Source organism: Mesorhizobium sp. P2_F5 (assembly GCF_056403715.1).
This window is the reverse complement of record NZ_JBFUEY010000009.1, coordinates 88,763-104,937: the sequence shown is the minus strand read 5'-3', so window position 1 is coordinate 104,937 and position 16,175 is coordinate 88,763. Positions and strand designations below refer to the sequence as shown.

Sequence of the window (16,175 nt, the reverse complement as noted above, 5' to 3'; positions counted from 1 at the left end):
CGGCCATACGCTTGATAGCTCCACCCAAATTGCTGCCCCGAGACCTCCGATGACCACAGACACCAATCTCAAAGCCGCCAATGCCGGCACCGCCTGGCAAGACGACGTCCGCGCCGGTGTCCGCCACGTCCGCGATCTCGCCTCGCTGCCGCTGTCGCCTGCTGAACGCTCGGCGGCGCAAGAGGCGGCTACGCGGCACAAGGTGCGTGCTCCCAAAGCCTATCTCGACCTGATCGACTGGAGCGATCCCGCCGATCCCATCCGCGCGCAAATCATCCCGTCGCCGGATGAGCTGGTGGAAACGGAGGGCGAGCTTGACGATCCGATCGCCGACCACCGCTTCAGTCCGGTGCCGCGACTGACACACCGCCATGCCGACCGCGTGCTGCTGTTCCCGACCTATCAATGCGCGGTCTATTGCCGCTTCTGCTTCCGCAAGGAGTCCCTGACGTCGATCGGCCGCGGTTACACGCGAGAGGCTCTGGAAGAGGCTTTTGCCTATATCGAAGCCCATACTGAAATCCGTGAAGTGATCCTGACCGGCGGCGACCCGCTGTCGCTGCCGGACAAGGCGCTGGCCGAAATCCGCACCCGTATCGAGACGATCGCGCATGTCAGGCTGTTGCGCATCCACACGAGGGTGCCTGTCGTGCTGCCGACGCGGATCACCCAAGGGTTGGTCGAGGCCTTGCAGGGCCGGCTGATGGTCACAATCGTCACCCATTTCAACCACGCACGCGAGATCACGCCGGACACCGAACAGGCCTGCCGCACCTTGCGCCAGGCGGGCTTCGTGCTGCTCAACCAGAGCGTCCTGCTCAAGGGCGTCAACGACACGGTCGAGGTGCTGGAAGAACTTTGCCGCGAGCTGATGTACCGGCTCGGTGTCAAACCCTATTACCTGCATCATGGCGACCTCGCGCTTGGCATGGCGCATCGGCGCACCACCATCGCCCAGGGACAGGCGCTGGTCGGCGCGCTGCACGCCCGCCTGTCGGGCATCTGCAATCCGGTCTATGTGCTGGACCTGCCGGAAGGCGGCGGCAAGGTGCCGCTTGGGCCGTGTCATATCGAGGCCCGAGACGGACAGGACTGGCGCATTCGCGGCCAGGATGGCGAGGTGAGAGTATATCGCGACGTTGTGGGGGAATAGAAAGACGGAACCCTAGTTTGCTGTCGACGCCGTCAGGCTGTGACATGCTTGGCTGCATCCGTATATTGACATAAAGATATCCTTATGTGATTGTTGTCGCCCCAAGGATAAAAAATGTCGCAGAATTCTGCATCGCTGGACGCATTGTTCGGCCCCGTCGCGGCAAAGCCCGACGGCTCCGAAGTGCTTGCGGCGCTCACCGCGGCCGCGCGCGAGCGCATCCTCATCCTCGATGGTGCCATGGGCACGCAGATCCAGAGCCTTGGGTTCGACGAGGAGCATTTCCGCGGCGAGGCTTTCGCCGGCTGCGCCTGCCACCAGCAAGGCAACAACGACCTCTTGATCCTGACCCAGCCGGCTGCGATCGAAGAAATCCACTACCAATACGCCATCGCCGGCGCCGACATTCTTGAGACCAACACCTTCTCCTCGACCTCGATCGCCCAGGCCGATTACGGCATGGAGGACGCGGTCTATGCGCTGAACCGAGACGGTGCGCGGCTGGTGCGGCGCGCCGCCATTCGCGCCGAGCAGGAAGACGGCAAGCGCCGTTTCGTCGCCGGTGCGCTCGGGCCGACCAACCGCACCGCCTCGATGTCGCCTGATGTTAACAATCCCGGCTACCGCGCCGTGACCTTCGACGATTTGCGCCTGGCCTATGGCGAGCAGCTGCGCGGGCTGATCGACGGCGGCGCCGACATCATCCTGATCGAAACCATCTTCGACACCCTGAACGCCAAGGCGGCGATCTTCGCCTGCAACGAGATTTTTCTCGAAAAGGGCGTGCACCTGCCGGTGATGATTTCCGGCACCATCACCGATCTCTCCGGCCGCACGCTGTCGGGCCAGACGCCGACCGCTTTCTGGCATTCGGTGCGTCATGCCAGCCCCTTTACCATCGGCCTCAACTGCGCGCTCGGCGCCAACGCCATGCGCGCGCATCTGGCCGAAATTTCAGGTGCCGCCGACACCTTCGTCTGCGCCTATCCGAATGCCGGCCTGCCCAATGAATTCGGCCGCTATGACGAGAGCCCGGAATTCATGGCCGCGCAGATCGAGGATTTCGCCAGGGAAGGGCTGGTCAATGTCGTCGGCGGCTGTTGCGGCTCGACGCCGGATCATATCCGGGCCATCGCCGAAGCGGTGAAGAAATACCCGCCGCGCGCCATTCCCGAGATCGAGCGCAAGATGCGCCTGTCCGGGTTGGAGCCGTTCACGCTGACCGACGAGATTCCCTTCGTCAATGTCGGCGAACGCACCAACGTTACCGGCTCGGCCAAATTCAGGAAGTTGATCACGGCGGGCGACTATGTCCCGGCGCTCGACGTGGCGCGCGACCAGGTCGCCAATGGCGCGCAGATCATCGATATCAACATGGACGAGGGCCTGATCGATTCGAAGAAAGCGATGGTCGAGTATCTCAACCTGATCGCCGCCGAGCCGGATATCGCCCGTGTTCCGGTCATGGTCGACTCCTCGAAATGGGAGATCATCGAGGCCGGCCTGAAATGCGTGCAGGGCAAGCCGCTGGTCAATTCCATATCGATGAAGGAAGGCGAGGAAGCCTTCCTGCATCACGCGAAGTTGGTGCGCGCCTATGGCGCGGCCGTGGTCGTCATGGCCTTCGACGAGGCCGGCCAGGCCGACACCAAGGCGCGCAAGGTCGAGATATGCACCCGCGCCTACAAGCTCCTGACCGAACAGGCCGGCTTTCCGCCCGAGGACATCGTCTTCGACCCCAACGTCTTCGCGGTCGCCACAGGCATCGAGGAGCACGACAATTACGGCGTCGACTTCATCGAGGCCACGGGCGAGATCACCTCAACGCTGCCGCATGTCCATATCTCGGGCGGCGTGTCGAACCTGTCCTTCTCGTTCCGCGGCAACGAGCCGGTGCGCCAGGCGATGCACGCCGTGTTCCTCTACCACGCCATCCAGCGCGGCATGGATATGGGCATCGTCAATGCCGGCCAGCTTGCCGTCTACGACACGATCGAGCCGGAGCTGCGTGAGGCCTGCGAGGATGTCGTGCTCAACCGCGTGCCGAAGGCCGGCGGCACCGCCACCGAGCGCATGCTGGAGATCGCCGAACGCTTCAAGGGCACGTCCGGCAAGGAGGGCAAGGAGCGTGACCTCGCCTGGCGTGACTGGCCGGTCGAGCAGCGGATCAGCCATGCGTTGGTCAATGGCATCACCGAATTCATTGACGCCGACACGGACGAGGCACGGCTCGCGGCGGAGCGCCCGCTGCATGTCATCGAAGGCCCATTGATGGCCGGCATGAATGTCGTCGGCGACCTCTTTGGCGCGGGAAAAATGTTCCTGCCGCAAGTGGTGAAGTCGGCGCGCGTGATGAAGCAGGCGGTGGCCGGGCTGTTGCCGCATATGGAAGCGGAAAAACTGACCAACGCCGCCAATGGCATCGACAATGGCGAGCGCCAGACGGCGGGAAAAATTCTGATGGCGACGGTGAAGGGCGATGTCCACGACATCGGCAAGAACATCGTCGGCGTCGTGCTCGCCTGCAACAATTACGAGATCATCGATCTCGGCGTCATGGTGCCGGCGGCGAAGATCCTGCAGACGGCACGCGAGCAAAATGTCGACATCATCGGCCTGTCCGGCCTGATCACGCCGTCGCTGGACGAAATGGTGCACATGGCCGCCGAAATGGAGCGCGAGGGGTTTGATATTCCGCTGCTGATCGGCGGCGCCACCACCAGCCGCGTGCACACGGCGGTGAAGATCCACCCGCGCTACGCCAGGGGACAGACGGTCTATGTCAACGATGCCAGCCGCGCCGTCGGCGTGGTGTCGGCGCTGCTGTCCAATGACGGCAAGGCCGACTATGTCGACACGGTGCGGGCCGAGTACAAGAAGGTCGCCGACGCGCATGCCCGCTCCGAGGCCGACAAGCAGCGGTTGCCGCTGGCCAGAGCGAGGGCCAATGCGCACAAGGTCGACTGGTCTGCCTATGAGCCGCCGAAGCCGTCCTTCACGGGCGTGAAAGTGTTCGAGAACTGGGACCTGACGGAGCTGGCGCGCTACATCGACTGGACGCCGTTCTTCCAGACCTGGGAGCTGAAGGGCCGCTATCCCAAGATCCTCGAGGATGAAGCGCAAGGACCGGCGGCGCGTCAGCTGTTCGAGGATGCGCAGGCGATGCTGAAAAAAATCATCGACGAAAAATGGTTCGCGCCGCGCGGCGTCATCGGCTTCTGGCCAGCCAATGCCGTCGGCGACGACATCAGGCTGTTCACGGATGAGGGGCGTTCACAGGAGCTGGCGACCTTCTTCACGCTGCGCCAGCAACTGACCAAGCGCGACGGCAAGGCCAATGTCGCGCTGTCGGATTTCGTCGCGCCGGCGGACAGCGGCAAGCCGGACTATATCGGCGGCTTCATCGTCACCGCGGGGATCGAAGAAGTCGCGATCGCCGAGCGTTTCGAGCGCGCCAATGACGACTATTCCTCGATCATGGTCAAGGCACTGGCCGACCGTTTCGCCGAAGCTTTCGCCGAGCGTATGCACGAGAAGGTGCGCACGGAATTCTGGGGCTATGCCGCCGATGAGAAGCTGGCGCCGGATGAGTTGATCGGCGAACCCTATCGCGGCATCCGCCCCGCACCCGGCTATCCCGCACAGCCCGACCATACTGAAAAGGCGACGCTGTTCCGGCTGCTCGATGGCGAAGGCAATGCCGGCGTCAGCCTGACCGAAAGCTATGCGATGTGGCCGGGCTCGTCGGTGTCCGGCATCTATTTGGCGCATCCCGAAAGCTATTATTTCGGTGTTGCCAAGGTCGAACGCGACCAGGTCGAGGACTATGCCCGCCGCAAGGACATGCCGCTGGCCGAGGTCGAACGCTGGCTCGGCCCGATCCTCAACTATGTTCCTCAGCACTATGCCGAGGCGGCGGAATAGCCCCTAGCGGTCTGGCGGCTTGACGAAACCAACCGCCGGACGCACAAGGCTGACGACCGGATCGATCCGGAGAAGGTGTGATGGAAAACATTCGACCCATTAAAACCGAAGCCGATTACGATTGGGCGATTGGCGAGATCACCAAGTATTTTGAGAACGAGCCCGAGGTGGGCTCTGCAGACGGTGACCGCTTCGACGTTCTCGCAACTCTGATCGAGGCGTATGAGGACAAGCACTATTCAATTGAAGCGCGTAAGCGCGCTTGATCTGCTCCAGCGTCTGCCGCTCCCCCTGATTTCTGCCCTCCCAAAAAAATCTCACCGCACCGGGGAATAAAGCACGACCCTTCCGGGTCTTGTTATCAGCGGGGCCATTCCAGCCCGCGACCCAAGGAAACGAAACAAGGATTTTGGACATGACCAAGCTCGCTTTCAGCGTGGCTGCGATGTTGCTTGCCTCAAGCGCTGCCTTTGCCGGCAGTGACCACTTCACCAACACGGCCAACCAGCCTGCCGTCGACACCGACGCCACAGCGTCAATTCCGTACACAGCACCCCAGGACGGCGTCGACAACAAGGTGACGACCGGGCCGAACCAGGGCTCGGTGCAGGACATCATTGACCAGCACAACCGCGACAGCATCTGGGGCCGCTGAGTTCATGGCGCGCGCTGGATCCCGCGGCGCCGTCTCAACCGCATCAGGACGGAGAGCCAGCGCTCTCCGTCATCTCTTCCGCGACTTCAGACACCACTCACAAGAGGAAATCACCATGTTCAGCATGACACGTCGCACATTGCTTGGAACCACGCTCGCCGCCACTGCTTTCGGCCTTGCCGGCAAGCTGGAATTCACGAAAGCCGCGTTTGCCGAAACGCCGGTCGAGCCGTCGGTCGGCTTCTACAAATACAAGGTCGGCGATATCGAGGTCACCGCCATCTATGACGGCATTTGGCGCAAGCCGCACGACCCGGCCTTCATCAAGGATGTCTCGGTCGACGACACCAAGGCCGCGCTCGCCAAGGCGGGGCTGACCACCGAGTTCATGCCCATCCCGCTCACCGTCGTCGTGCTCAAGATGAACGGCAAGCTGATCATGATGGATGCCGGCTCGGGCGTCGGCCAGTGGCAGACCAACGCCACGCATCTGCCGGCCAACATGGCTGCCGCCGGCATCGACTACAAGGCGATCGACACCATCATGATCTCGCATTTCCACCCCGACCATGTCTGGGGCCTGATGGAAAAGGGCACCAACGCGCCGGTGTTCCCCAATGCCGAGCTGATCGTCAACGCCACCGAATACAATTGGTGGACCGACCCGAGCCGGTTGGCAAAACTGCCCGAAGGACGCAAGCCGGCGGGTAAGCGCATCGCCGAGAATTTTCCGAAATGGAAGAACTGGAAGCTGGTCAATGACGGCGCCGAAGTCGTGCCCGGCATCCAGATCATCGCCGCGCCCGGCCACACGCCGGGACATTCGGTTTACCTCGCCAATTCCGGCAAGGAGCAGCTGATGATCTCGGCCGACACCATGTATGTGCCCGCCCTTCTGGCGCCGCATCCGGAGTGGCAGGGCAGCTACGACCAGGACGGACCGACGGCGATCGCCACGCGCCACAAGATCATCGACCGGGTGATTGCGGACAACATCCGCATTTCCGGGTCGCACTTCCCGTTCCCCGGCACCGGCGTCTTCGTCAAGGACGGCAATGCCTACGGCTTCTCTCCCGTGCAAATCTGAGCGCGAGCTCCCAACCCAAGCGAGAAAGACAATGAGACAATCCTATTTGGGCAGAAACGCCCTGTTCGGCCTGCTCGGCGCCATTGCCGTGCTGACCGTGGTTCCCGTGGCCACAATCATGCCGGCCTATGCGGTCGACGACATCGAGGGCACGGATGCCCCCGACCTCACCGCCGTCCAGGCCAAGATCGCGGTCAAGGACTACAAGGGCGCATTGGCCGACCTGCGTGATCTCGCGCAGGACAACCAGCAGGCCGACGTCTACAACCTGCTCGGCTTCACGCTGCGCAAGACCGGCGACTTCACCACCGCGCTGACCTACTACAACAAGGCGCTGGAGCTGAAACCCGACCACAAGGCCGCCCGCGAATATCTGGGCGAGCTCTATGTCGAGACCGGCGACATGGCCAAGGCCAACGAGCAACTGGCCTCGCTGCAGAAGCTGTGCCCGGCCGGCTGCGAGGAACTCGAAGACCTGCAAAAGGCCATCGCCACCAAAGTGACGCAGTAAGGCTCGGCGCCTTTCCTCTCCCTCCGCAAAGCGGGGGGAGAGGTGGCTCGGCGAAGCCGAGACGGAGTGGGGGGCTTGGCGCCGACCCACCACCACACTTTTGGGCGACCGTGGCCGGCGCCCAAAAGGCCGGAGCCGGCATGCTTCCCTCMGGCCGGCTCCGGCCCCTCAGACATCACCCACCTCCAGCGCAGTTCCTGCGCGCGCCCCCSGCGCGCGCCTGCCTGCACCCAAATTCCGGAGCCAGACCATGACCCTGACCGACCACGCCGCGAAGCTGCCCGCCGCGAAATACCACCTCAAGGACACTGCCCTGCTGACCGGCCGCCTGCTGCTGTCCGTGCTCTTCCTGCACGAAGGCCTGACGCTCGCCACCCATTTCGACGCCGCCGCCAAGGCGATGGCGGCCCAAGGCATCGGTCTGCCGCTGTTCGTCGCCACGCTCGCGCTACAGCTCGGGGCAGGGCTCTCGATCGCATCGGGCCTGCTCACCCGCCTCGGCGCCATCGGCCTCGGCCTGTTCTGCCTGGCGACAGCCACGCTGTTCCACACCAATCTCGCCAGCCAGAACGAACTGCTGAATTTCGAAAAGGATCTGGCCATATCAGGCGGCATGTTCGTGCTGGCGGTCGCTGGCGCCGGCAGGTTCTCGCTGGACCGGCTGGTGGCTTGCTATCTGCAGCAGCGCCAGCATGACAGGGAGATGGTCAAGGCGCTGCTGGCGGTGGAGAACCAGTTTTCGGTGGATGTGCGGTTGCCGGTTTGAGCAGTGCCAGCTGAGGCGGAGGGGTGGAACCACCTCCGCCGTCGCGGCGCCAACTCCCTGGTGCCGGCCACGATCTTCGCGACGCCTACCAGGTGAGCTGCAAGCCTGCATTTCCGCCAACGCTGTGACCAGAGAATGCGACGCCGGCCGTTCCTGTCAGCCGGCCACCGCCGCCCGCAAAAAGACCCTCGCCAAGAACTGCTGCACCCGTGAGGCCCATCGCATTAGACATGCCGGCGTTACCCCAGTTGACGCGCACGCCAAAATGCTCGCCGGCGACCAGGTCAGGACTGGTCAACGCCGCGGCGATCGAGGAATTTTCGAAGGCGCGGGCGACACGGTTGTCGATGTCTTCGAGGCTCTGTGCCAGCGCGGTCTTGGACGTCACCACGCCGTCCTCGGTTTGCTTCTTGGTCACCCCGGTGTCGGCGTTAATGCAGGTATCCGTACCAGGGCTGTAGTAGTATTGCGCGCCGTAAGACGAACAGACTTTCACGTATTCGACTGGCTGTGCTGCGGCGCCGGGCGTTACGGCGCCAACCGTTCCCGACAGTACCGCAAGCAAAATATAATGATTGATCCTGAACATGTAACTTCTCCCCGCTGGCAAGTGTTAGCAAACCCTTAACGCACTGGCGCATGGACAAGCTCTGCCTGTCAACGTGAAGTAATCCGGATTCTGTACGGTTCTCCGAAATCCGGAGCCTGTTGCTCCCGCGCAACAAAACGAGATGGCTGTAACAAGGCATTCCCCTTAACCAACGGGCGTTTCCGCCGGCCGCTGTCCTGGTAACGCTGTTTCACACCAACTTCGCCAGCCAGAACGAACTGCTGCATTTCGAAAAGGCGGTCGCCGGCGGCATGTTCGTGCTGGCCATTGCAGGGGCGGGTGCTTTCTCGCTGGACCGGCTAGTGGTGCTCTATCTGCAGCAGCGCCAGCGCGACAAGGAAATGGTGGTGGCGCTGCTGGCAGCGGAGAGGGACATGCGGGTGACGCTGCGGGTTTGAGAGGCGACGGTTTGGAAGTCCTCCGACGTCGAGCCCTACGGCGCCCCCCTCTGTCCTGCCGGACATCTCCCCCACTTGTGGGGAGATTGGCGGCTTCGGCGCCTGCTCTTTCCTTGCGACGTTGAAGATTGGCGAAAGCCGATGTGCCGGCCAATCTCCCTCCTTGTGGGGGAGATGCCCGGCAGGGCAGAGGGGGGCGCCGTAGAGCGCCAACCTTGCAGGTCACTCCACCCCGATCACACAAATTTTTTGGATCAATCTCATCATCGCGGCGTTCATCCCTGACACCAAGGAGGAACGACGATGGGTGACGACCGGCATGAGAAGATCCAGAAACGCGCATACCAGATCTGGGAGCGCGAAGGCGGCGGCGATCCCGAGCATCACTGGCATCGGGCCGAGGCCGAGATCGACCGCGAGGCGGCCGTGCCGCTGACCGCCGACGACGCCCTGCCGCGCGAGATCGCCAGCACCGATGTCCTGACCGTCGAGGAACTGGCCGTGCGCACCGGCATGTCGGGCGACGAAGCGCAGGAGCTGATCGACCGCCTGGGCACCGACCGTGCTGCCATTGAGCAGGCTTCGCGAGGGATCAAGGCGAACCGGCAGGCGAAGTCTTGATTGGGGCCTACGTGCCGGCCGCAAGCACTTCCGTCAGCGCGGTGTGAGCGTAAGTTTTTCGGCCTGGCAGAGACGGCGCGCCGGAACGCATTGAGCTTCAGGATTCATGCGGCGTCCGGTGTCGCCGCGCCCACTCGTTGAGCCGCTCCTGCGCGCGGTGTATCAAAGCTGTGCAGGCGAAGCCGACACAGGTTTCAGCAACCGCACGCGAAATGGCAGGGGGTGCCGACAAATGACCTTTGACCTTGTCATCAAGAACGGCACGCTGGTTACGCCCCACGATACGTTCGTGGCGGACGTTGCAGTAGCGGATGGTCGGATCGCAGCCTTGGGGCATGACTTTCATGGCGAGCGCGAGATCGACGCAGCCGGTCGTTATGTCATTCCCGGCGCGATCGACCCGCACGTGCATCTGACGGATCCGCGGTATGCGCCGCTGTACACGCCCAACGCCGATTCCTTCGCGGTCGGGAGCCGGGCGGCGGCAATCGGCGGCGTCACGGCGTTTGTCGATTTTGCGGCCCCGGCCGCCAGCGTACCGCTGGTCGAGGAGCTGGATCGCCGCCAGCGGGAAGCTGACGGCCAGGTGGTCATCGACTACGCACTCAACCTGACTTTGCGCGACACCGATCCGCAACGGGTCGGTGAGCTGGAGGCGATTTTTGATCGCGGCGTAACCTCCGTCAAAATGTTCATGGCCTATGACGGCTATCGGCTGGACGACGCCACCATTTTCCGCGCGATGGAGGTCGTGGCGGCGCGCAAAGGGTTGGCTGTGATCCACGCCGAAAACTACGACATCATAAGGATGCTGAAGGCCCGCATGGTGGACGAGGGCAAGACCGGGCCTGAATGGTACCTCTCAGGTCTGCCCTCTGCCACGGAAGGCGAGGCGGTGCACCGAATGATAGCATTCGCAAAGCACGCCGGCGCGCGCCTGCTCCTCTATCACCAGACCTGTGAGGAAGGTGTACGCGAGATCCGGCTGGCCAAGGAGCGCGGGCAGGAACTCTATGGCGAGGTGTGCGTGGCCTATCTGGTCTACACCAGCGAGGACTATGCGCGGACACTGGAGAAAGGCTTCTCCATTCAGACCAGCCCGCCTATTCGCGAACGGCGCCACCAGGACGCGCTTTGGCAAGCCCTGGCGGACGGCACGCTCGATATCGTCTCCACGGATCATGGCCCTCATAAGCGCGTACCGGGTGAACCCGGCCGCGGCATCTCGAGCATCGAGGCGCGGCTGGCTTTGGTGCACCATTTTGGCGTGAGTGCCGGCCGCTTGAGCCTGAACAGATGGGTCGAGGTGTGCTGCACCAATCCGGCCAAAGTCTTCGGGCTTCCACGCAAGGGCCAGCTTCTTCCCGGCTATGACGCCGACATCGTTGTCTTCGATCCGAAAAAGAGTTTCGCGTTTTCGCCATCGACGATGCATTCAGACATCGACTACTGCTCGTATGACGGCATCACCGTCACCGGCTTCCCATGCCTGACAATCAGCCGTGGTGAAGTCATTGCCGAGGACGGCGAAATCATTGGCAAGCAAGGCCACGGCCGGTTTATTGCGAGGGGACGCTTGTCGTAAGCCGGCATCGACGCCATTGATCACGGGGCCGGATCTACTGCGGCGCCCGCGCACTCTGCCAAAGCCAGATTGCGAGCGAGCCGGATCGCCCACGGATCTGTGTCTCCACAGGTCCTCTTAAAGCACCGGATTTGAACAACGCGCAGTCGCGACCGGCGACCTCAAGCATTTCGTAACTCACCGCCACTTCGGCATTCTGGTCGGCGGCGATCTCCATCAAGCGACTTGCAACGTTGACGGTGTCGCCGATGGCCGCGATGTGCTGACGCCCTTCGCCGCCGAGTCGAGAGGCCACGATTGTTCCATGATGCGCTCCAATCTTGAAGCCGATCCGGGATGCGGTCGACGCAGGCAACGAGGCATGCCAATCGTTGGTGCGGCTGGAGAGCCCGACACAACAGCGGGCAGCATTGAAGGCGTCGTCTGTCGCCGGTTCCGGTAGGCCGAACAGGATCATGGCGCCGTCACCCATGAAACTCGTGACAACGCCACCGCAGCTTGTCACTTCTTCGTCCACCAACGCATGAAAATTGTTCAGGAGTTCGCGTGTGGCGCTCGGTCCCAATGTTTCACTCAGTCCGGTGAAGCCGGACAGGTCGATGAACAGGATGGCGGCTTCTGTCCGCACGGGTTCCGAGAGGAAGTCGCCATGCTTGGCGAGCCATGCCCCCAGTCCTGGGGCTTCAACGCGTTGAAGCAATTGGCTCTGCGTGGCGAAATATTGGGCCCGGCTCCTGCCCAGCCAAAGCTGCGCGGCCCCAAACAGGATTGCCGGCGGAACGGCAGCGGTCATCGGCAGCGCGGCGCTCAGCCAGATATGGTGCAGGAAAGCGGTCATGTTGATCACGAACCAGATCAGGACCACGCCGGCGACCGCCGCGAGGCCGATGGCGTTTCGGCGCCACGCCAACAGGCCGACAAGAAGCATGGGCAGCGCCACTGCAAAGCCCGCGTCTGCAAGGCGAACGTTCTGGTCGCGCACGATTCCGTCGCCGGTCATCAGATGGGCAATCGCCGTCGACATGACCTCGACGCCCGGCAGTATGGGATCGAACGGTGTCGGGAAGACATCGCCGGTGCCGGTTGCGGTCGCTCCTATCAAGACAATTCGACCCCGGATAGCGCCGGGATCGAATTGGCCCGCCAGCACCGTCGCGGCGCTGATCGTGCGGATCGTGCCGCGCGGGCCATAGAAGGTCAGAGGCAGGATGTGACCAATGTCCGTGCGGATCGACCGTCCGTCCAGCGATAGATCATCAGGCGCAATTCCAGGGTCCTTTCCCGCCGCCATGGCGGCGACACGCAAGGAGAAGGACGCTTGCAACTGATCTCCGGCCCGAAACAGCAACGGCACGAACCGGGGCGTTCCAGTTTTGTCGGTGACCACGTTCACGACGCCGACAGCTGCGGCGTCCGAAAACGCTTTCAGGGGCCACAGAAACCGTTCGGCATTCGGCACGCGGGCGAGGGGTCCTTCGCCCTCGGCCAGCGTCCATTGTTTGCCTCCGGGGTAGATCGCCGCTGCAGCGATGACGCTTCTACTCCTCCTCAGCGAATGCGCGAGCGCCTCGTCAGTGTCTTTTGCCCCTGGGTCGACCAGCAGCAGGTCGAGCGCAATGGCTTTCGGCCCAAGCGGCTCTATCGTATCGATGATTCGGGCAAGCGTGGCGCGGCTGAGGGGATAGCTGCCCTCGCGCCGCACCGTTTCATCGTCTATCGCGACAATGGTGATCAGCTCCGGCGGCTTTGCCGTTCCTCGAACAAGCGTTCGAAGGTCGGTCATCGTTGCCTCGACGCGATCGAGAAACCACAAATTGCCGTGCCAGTGCGCGAAGCCCAGGCCGGCGCCCCAAAGACCCGCCAGAATGAGCGCGATCAGCGTCGGAAGCCCTCGTCGGCTCATTGCAAGCTCACTGGGCAAAGCTCACGGGGCAAGCTCACTGGCCGAAACGGGCCAGCAATGCGGAAACGCGCTTGGCGGGCCAGCGCTTGACGATGAGTTTGCCTGTCCCGGCCTCGACGTCCACGCCATCGCCCGGTGCGAGGACCACGACGGCGGTGGATGCCGGTCTTTGCACTGCGACGCGACCTCTCAGGACGAAAACAGACGTCTTGCCATTGCCAACGTCGACTACCCATTTTGTGCCTCGCACCGCGGCGATCGCCTGCGGGGTGACAACCGCGAAGCCACCCTGGACCGCGCCGGCCGGAGCATCGAGCAGCAGCGCTTTGCGCCGCAACCTGACCGCGTCGGGACTGCCGTTTCGATCGCGATCCTCCAGTGTAAAACGAGCGCCACCTTCCACAATGACGGCAAGGCCTTCCCGACATCTCAGAATCTGTCGGGACGTACCGGCCACCGGCTCGAACGTACACCCTGCATCCTGCGCATGGGCGGCATCCACGCAGAAGACACCGGCAAACAGGACAGCCACCAGGCTACGGAAAAATCGGCCCCTTGCGCTCATCAACGTTTCCTCGCTTTGCGAAACTCTGCGGCAGGAAAATCTTCGGCCGTCAGCTTGCCCGCATGTTTGGTTCACGAGCCGGCACTTGCAGCCGCGTTGGGTTGAGGGATGCCGACCGGCAATCGTAACACGACAAGCTGCTCCGGCGTTAAGCATGTGCGGCATGGCGGATCGCGTTCGCCGGGCAGGCAAGGGGAGGGAGGCGCCCCTTGAACCAGGTTCTGGAGGCTGCTCGGCCGCTATCGTGCCCTTGCAAGGCTGGCAGAAAGCGTGGCGCGGGCTGTCAGGAAAGGCGCTCCCGCAGTTCGCGAACGCGTCACCATTAACCTTTCATTAACCATGCCCGGCCTAGCGTTTACCTCTCAGTAAGGAATCGCCCGCCGTGACCTTTGCCGCTCCCCTCGAGGCCAAATCCATTCGCTTTCGCGCCCGCTCCTTCGTCGCTTTCACGCTGACGCCGGAGGCGCCTTTGGATGTTTGGCTGGAGAGCCTGGATCGCTGGGTCGGCAACTCGCCGGGCTATTTTGCCGGGCGCCCGGTGGTGCTCGATCTGAACACGCTGAAGCCAGATGTCGTCGCCATCGAAGCGCTGATCGATGTGCTCGGCCAGCGCGGCATCCGCGTCTATGCCATCGAACTCGATGGCGGCGCCGAGCTTGGCGTGCATCTGCCGCCGGTGCTGGTCGGCGCCAAGGAGGCGACCACCGACGGGCTGCTGCAGCCGAGCCGCAAGGCGGGCAGGGCGGAGGATGCTACTGCGTCAGGCGACAAGCCGGCCGCTGAGCTCAAGGTAGCAAGTGATTTGAAGGCGGATTTGAAGCCGGGTGATTTGAAGTCGGCGGGCGATGCCAAGCCGCTGCCTCAGGACGCCAAGTCCGGCGCACCGGACGCCGGCACGTTGATGATCCGCTCGCCGATCCGCTCGGGGCAGCTCATCTTCCATCCGCATGGCGATGTCATCGTGCTCGGCTCCGTCGCTTCCGGCTCCGAGATCGTCGCTACCGGCTCGATCCATGTCTATGGCACGCTGCGTGGCCGCGCTTCGGCAGGCGCGCAGGGCAACACCGCTGCCCGCGTCTTCTGCCGCCGCAACGAGGCCGAACTTCTCTCGGTCGATGGCTGGTATTGCACCGCCGAGGAGATGGACCCGTCAGTCCGGGGCAAGCCTGTGCAGGCATTTCTCGACAACGGCATGCTGCGCATCGCCCCTTTCAGCTAATGCGGCGGGCGCGGCTCGCGCCCGACCAACGACATAACGAACAACAACGGAGGCTTTATTGATGGGCAAGGTAGTGGTGGTCACCTCGGGCAAGGGGGGCGTCGGCAAGACGACCTCGACCGCGGCTCTGGGGGCGGCGGTCGCCAAGACCGGCAAGAAGGTGGCGCTGGTCGATTTCGACGTCGGCTTGCGCAACCTCGATTTGATCATGGGCGCCGAACGGCGCGTTGTGTTCGACCTCGTCAACGTCATCCAGGGCTCGGCAAAGCTGTCGCAGGCGCTGATCCGCGACAAGCGGGTCGAGACGCTGTTCCTGCTGCCGGCCTCGCAGACACGTGACAAGGATGCGCTGACCGAGGATGGCGTGGCCGAGGTCATCGGCAAGCTGCGCTCGGTCTTCGACTATGTTTTCTGTGACAGCCCGGCCGGCATCGAGCGCGGCGCCCAGCTCGCCATGCGCTTTGCCGATGAGGCGGTCATCGTCACCAATCCCGAGGTGTCGTCGGTGCGCGATTCCGATCGCATCATCGGCCTGCTCGACGCCCGCACCTTGCGCGCCGAACAGGGCGAGCAGATCGCCAAGCATGTGCTGGTCACCCGCTACGATGCGGCGCGTGCCGCGCGCGGCGAAATGCTGTCGATCGACGACGTGCTGGAAATCCTGTCGACGCCGCTGCTCGGCATCATTCCGGAAAGCCAGGATGTGCTGCGCGCCTCCAACCTCGGTTCGCCGGTGACGCTGTCGGATCCGCTCAATGCCGCTGCCAAGGCCTATATCGACGCGGCAAGGCGGCTCGAGGGAGAGCAGCTGCCGGTCATTGTGCCCTTCGAGCGCAAGGGCTTCCTCGATCGTCTGTTGGGAAGGAGGGCGGCATGAACCTGCTCGACATCTTCAAGCGGCGCTCCAGCGCGCCGGTGGCGCGCGAACGGCTGCAAGTGCTGCTCGCCTATGAGCGCCGCAACCGCAGCCAGCCCGACCTGGTCTCCATCCTGCGCGAGGAGATCATGGCGGTCATCGCCAAGCATGTGCAGATCGACCAGGATTATCTCCAGGTCTCGATGGATCGCGGCGAGACCATGTCGACACTGGAGATCGACATCCAGATCCCCAACAAGAGCGCAGTGCGAGTGGGGGGCTGCGACGCCTGTGGGTTCCCACTGAATTTCATTTAAGCCGA

Annotated in this window: 15 protein-coding genes and 1 pseudogene; 13 read left to right on the top strand and 3 right to left on the bottom strand. The window is 63.2% G+C overall.

The features are described from left to right. Window positions 1-49 precede the first annotated feature (49 nt). The 7 genes from AC1DYO_RS14805 (at window position 50) to AC1DYO_RS14775 (ending at window position 8,096) form a co-directional block, all read left to right on the top strand. On the top strand, window positions 50-1,153 hold the full coding sequence (locus tag AC1DYO_RS14805; protein WP_477264343.1) for a KamA family radical SAM protein: 1,104 nt from the start codon (window positions 50-52) through the stop codon (window positions 1,151-1,153). Between the two features lie 114 nt (window positions 1,154-1,267). Next, window positions 1,268-5,077, top strand: coding sequence for a methionine synthase (metH, locus tag AC1DYO_RS14800; protein ID WP_477264341.1), 3,810 nt, complete (start codon window positions 1,268-1,270; stop codon window positions 5,075-5,077). 80 nt (window positions 5,078-5,157) lie between these two features. Then, complete coding sequence (locus AC1DYO_RS14795; RefSeq protein WP_477264339.1) at window positions 5,158-5,343, top strand: transcriptional regulator; 186 nt, start codon at window positions 5,158-5,160, stop codon at window positions 5,341-5,343. A gap of 149 nt (window positions 5,344-5,492) precedes the next feature. Continuing rightward, window positions 5,493-5,732 carry a DUF680 domain-containing protein gene (locus AC1DYO_RS14790; RefSeq protein ID WP_477264337.1) on the top strand — a complete coding sequence of 80 codons (240 nt, stop codon included), beginning with the start codon at window positions 5,493-5,495 and terminating at the stop codon, window positions 5,730-5,732. A 115-nt stretch (window positions 5,733-5,847) separates the two neighbouring features. Next, the gene (locus AC1DYO_RS14785) at window positions 5,848-6,819 is read left to right on the top strand and encodes an MBL fold metallo-hydrolase (RefSeq protein ID WP_477264335.1); all 972 of its coding nucleotides are present in this window, start codon (window positions 5,848-5,850) and stop codon (window positions 6,817-6,819) included. A 31-nt stretch (window positions 6,820-6,850) separates the two neighbouring features. Continuing rightward, window positions 6,851-7,330, top strand: coding sequence for a tetratricopeptide repeat protein (locus AC1DYO_RS14780; RefSeq protein ID WP_477264333.1), 480 nt, complete (start codon window positions 6,851-6,853; stop codon window positions 7,328-7,330). A gap of 250 nt (window positions 7,331-7,580) precedes the next feature. Further along, window positions 7,581-8,096: a DoxX family protein gene (locus AC1DYO_RS14775; RefSeq protein ID WP_477264331.1), complete on the top strand. Its 516-nt coding sequence runs from the start codon at window positions 7,581-7,583 to the stop codon at window positions 8,094-8,096. Between the two features lie 85 nt (window positions 8,097-8,181). On the opposite strand, the gene AC1DYO_RS14770 is transcribed toward AC1DYO_RS14775, so the two are convergent. Next, a complete protein-coding gene (locus AC1DYO_RS14770) occupies window positions 8,182-8,685 on the bottom strand; it encodes a porin (protein WP_477264329.1) in 504 nt (167 codons plus the stop codon). 206 nt (window positions 8,686-8,891) lie between these two features. On the opposite strand from AC1DYO_RS14770, the pseudogene AC1DYO_RS14765 reads away from it, so the two are divergent. The 3 genes and pseudogenes from AC1DYO_RS14765 to hydA all read left to right on the top strand — a co-directional run. Further along, a pseudogene (locus AC1DYO_RS14765) lies at window positions 8,892-9,104 on the top strand (DoxX family protein); the annotation flags it as partial. Window positions 9,105-9,407: 303 nt separating this feature from the next. After that, entirely contained in the window at window positions 9,408-9,725 is a 318-nt protein-coding gene (locus tag AC1DYO_RS14760; protein ID WP_477264327.1) for a DUF2934 domain-containing protein, read from the top strand. 232 nt (window positions 9,726-9,957) lie between these two features. Continuing rightward, window positions 9,958-11,310 (top strand): dihydropyrimidinase, encoded by a 1,353-nt coding sequence (hydA, locus tag AC1DYO_RS14755; protein WP_477264325.1) that lies wholly within the window; start codon window positions 9,958-9,960, stop codon window positions 11,308-11,310. Window positions 11,311-11,344: 34 nt separating this feature from the next. Here hydA and AC1DYO_RS14750 read toward each other — a convergent pair whose 3' ends face one another. Beyond that, window positions 11,345-13,213: a CHASE2 domain-containing protein gene (locus AC1DYO_RS14750; RefSeq protein ID WP_477264323.1), complete on the bottom strand. Its 1,869-nt coding sequence runs from the start codon at window positions 13,211-13,213 to the stop codon at window positions 11,345-11,347. Between the two features lie 34 nt (window positions 13,214-13,247). Beyond that, on the bottom strand, window positions 13,248-13,778 hold the full coding sequence (locus AC1DYO_RS14745; RefSeq protein ID WP_477264321.1) for a FecR domain-containing protein: 531 nt from the start codon (window positions 13,776-13,778) through the stop codon (window positions 13,248-13,250). A 382-nt stretch (window positions 13,779-14,160) separates the two neighbouring features. On the opposite strand from AC1DYO_RS14745, the gene minC reads away from it, so the two are divergent. From minC to minE, 3 genes are all read left to right on the top strand, one after another. Next, window positions 14,161-14,997, top strand: coding sequence for a septum site-determining protein MinC (gene minC, locus AC1DYO_RS14740; protein WP_477264319.1), 837 nt, complete (start codon window positions 14,161-14,163; stop codon window positions 14,995-14,997). Between the two features lie 61 nt (window positions 14,998-15,058). Further along, window positions 15,059-15,874: a septum site-determining protein MinD gene (gene minD, locus AC1DYO_RS14735; protein WP_477264317.1), complete on the top strand. Its 816-nt coding sequence runs from the start codon at window positions 15,059-15,061 to the stop codon at window positions 15,872-15,874. Continuing rightward, window positions 15,871-16,170 carry a cell division topological specificity factor MinE gene (gene minE / locus AC1DYO_RS14730; protein ID WP_477264315.1) on the top strand — a complete coding sequence of 100 codons (300 nt, stop codon included), beginning with the start codon at window positions 15,871-15,873 and terminating at the stop codon, window positions 16,168-16,170. Before minD ends, minE begins: the two co-directional genes overlap by 4 nt. The last annotated feature ends 5 nt before the right edge of the window (window positions 16,171-16,175 follow it).

Excerpts from the sequence above, each read along its gene's own strand:
- AC1DYO_RS14780 (WP_477264333.1), top strand. The coding sequence starts at position 6,851 with ATGAGACAATCCTATTTGGGCAGAAACGCCCTGTTCGGCCTGCTCGGC.
- metH (WP_477264341.1), top strand. The coding sequence starts at position 1,268 with ATGTCGCAGAATTCTGCATCGCTGGACGCATTGTTCGGCCCCGTCGCG.
- minE (WP_477264315.1), top strand. The coding sequence starts at position 15,871 with ATGAACCTGCTCGACATCTTCAAGCGGCGCTCCAGCGCGCCGGTGGCG.
- AC1DYO_RS14750 (WP_477264323.1), bottom strand. The coding sequence starts at position 13,213 with ATGAGCCGACGAGGGCTTCCGACGCTGATCGCGCTCATTCTGGCGGGT.
- AC1DYO_RS14760 (WP_477264327.1), top strand. The coding sequence starts at position 9,408 with ATGGGTGACGACCGGCATGAGAAGATCCAGAAACGCGCATACCAGATC.
- AC1DYO_RS14785 (WP_477264335.1), top strand. The coding sequence starts at position 5,848 with ATGTTCAGCATGACACGTCGCACATTGCTTGGAACCACGCTCGCCGCC.
- AC1DYO_RS14770 (WP_477264329.1), bottom strand. The coding sequence starts at position 8,685 with ATGTTCAGGATCAATCATTATATTTTGCTTGCGGTACTGTCGGGAACG.
- AC1DYO_RS14790 (WP_477264337.1), top strand. The coding sequence starts at position 5,493 with ATGACCAAGCTCGCTTTCAGCGTGGCTGCGATGTTGCTTGCCTCAAGC.
- AC1DYO_RS14775 (WP_477264331.1), top strand. The coding sequence starts at position 7,581 with ATGACCCTGACCGACCACGCCGCGAAGCTGCCCGCCGCGAAATACCAC.
- AC1DYO_RS14745 (WP_477264321.1), bottom strand. The coding sequence starts at position 13,778 with ATGAGCGCAAGGGGCCGATTTTTCCGTAGCCTGGTGGCTGTCCTGTTT.
- minD (WP_477264317.1), top strand. The coding sequence starts at position 15,059 with ATGGGCAAGGTAGTGGTGGTCACCTCGGGCAAGGGGGGCGTCGGCAAG.
- AC1DYO_RS14795 (WP_477264339.1), top strand. The coding sequence starts at position 5,158 with ATGGAAAACATTCGACCCATTAAAACCGAAGCCGATTACGATTGGGCG.
- hydA (WP_477264325.1), top strand. The coding sequence starts at position 9,958 with ATGACCTTTGACCTTGTCATCAAGAACGGCACGCTGGTTACGCCCCAC.
- AC1DYO_RS14805 (WP_477264343.1), top strand. The coding sequence starts at position 50 with ATGACCACAGACACCAATCTCAAAGCCGCCAATGCCGGCACCGCCTGG.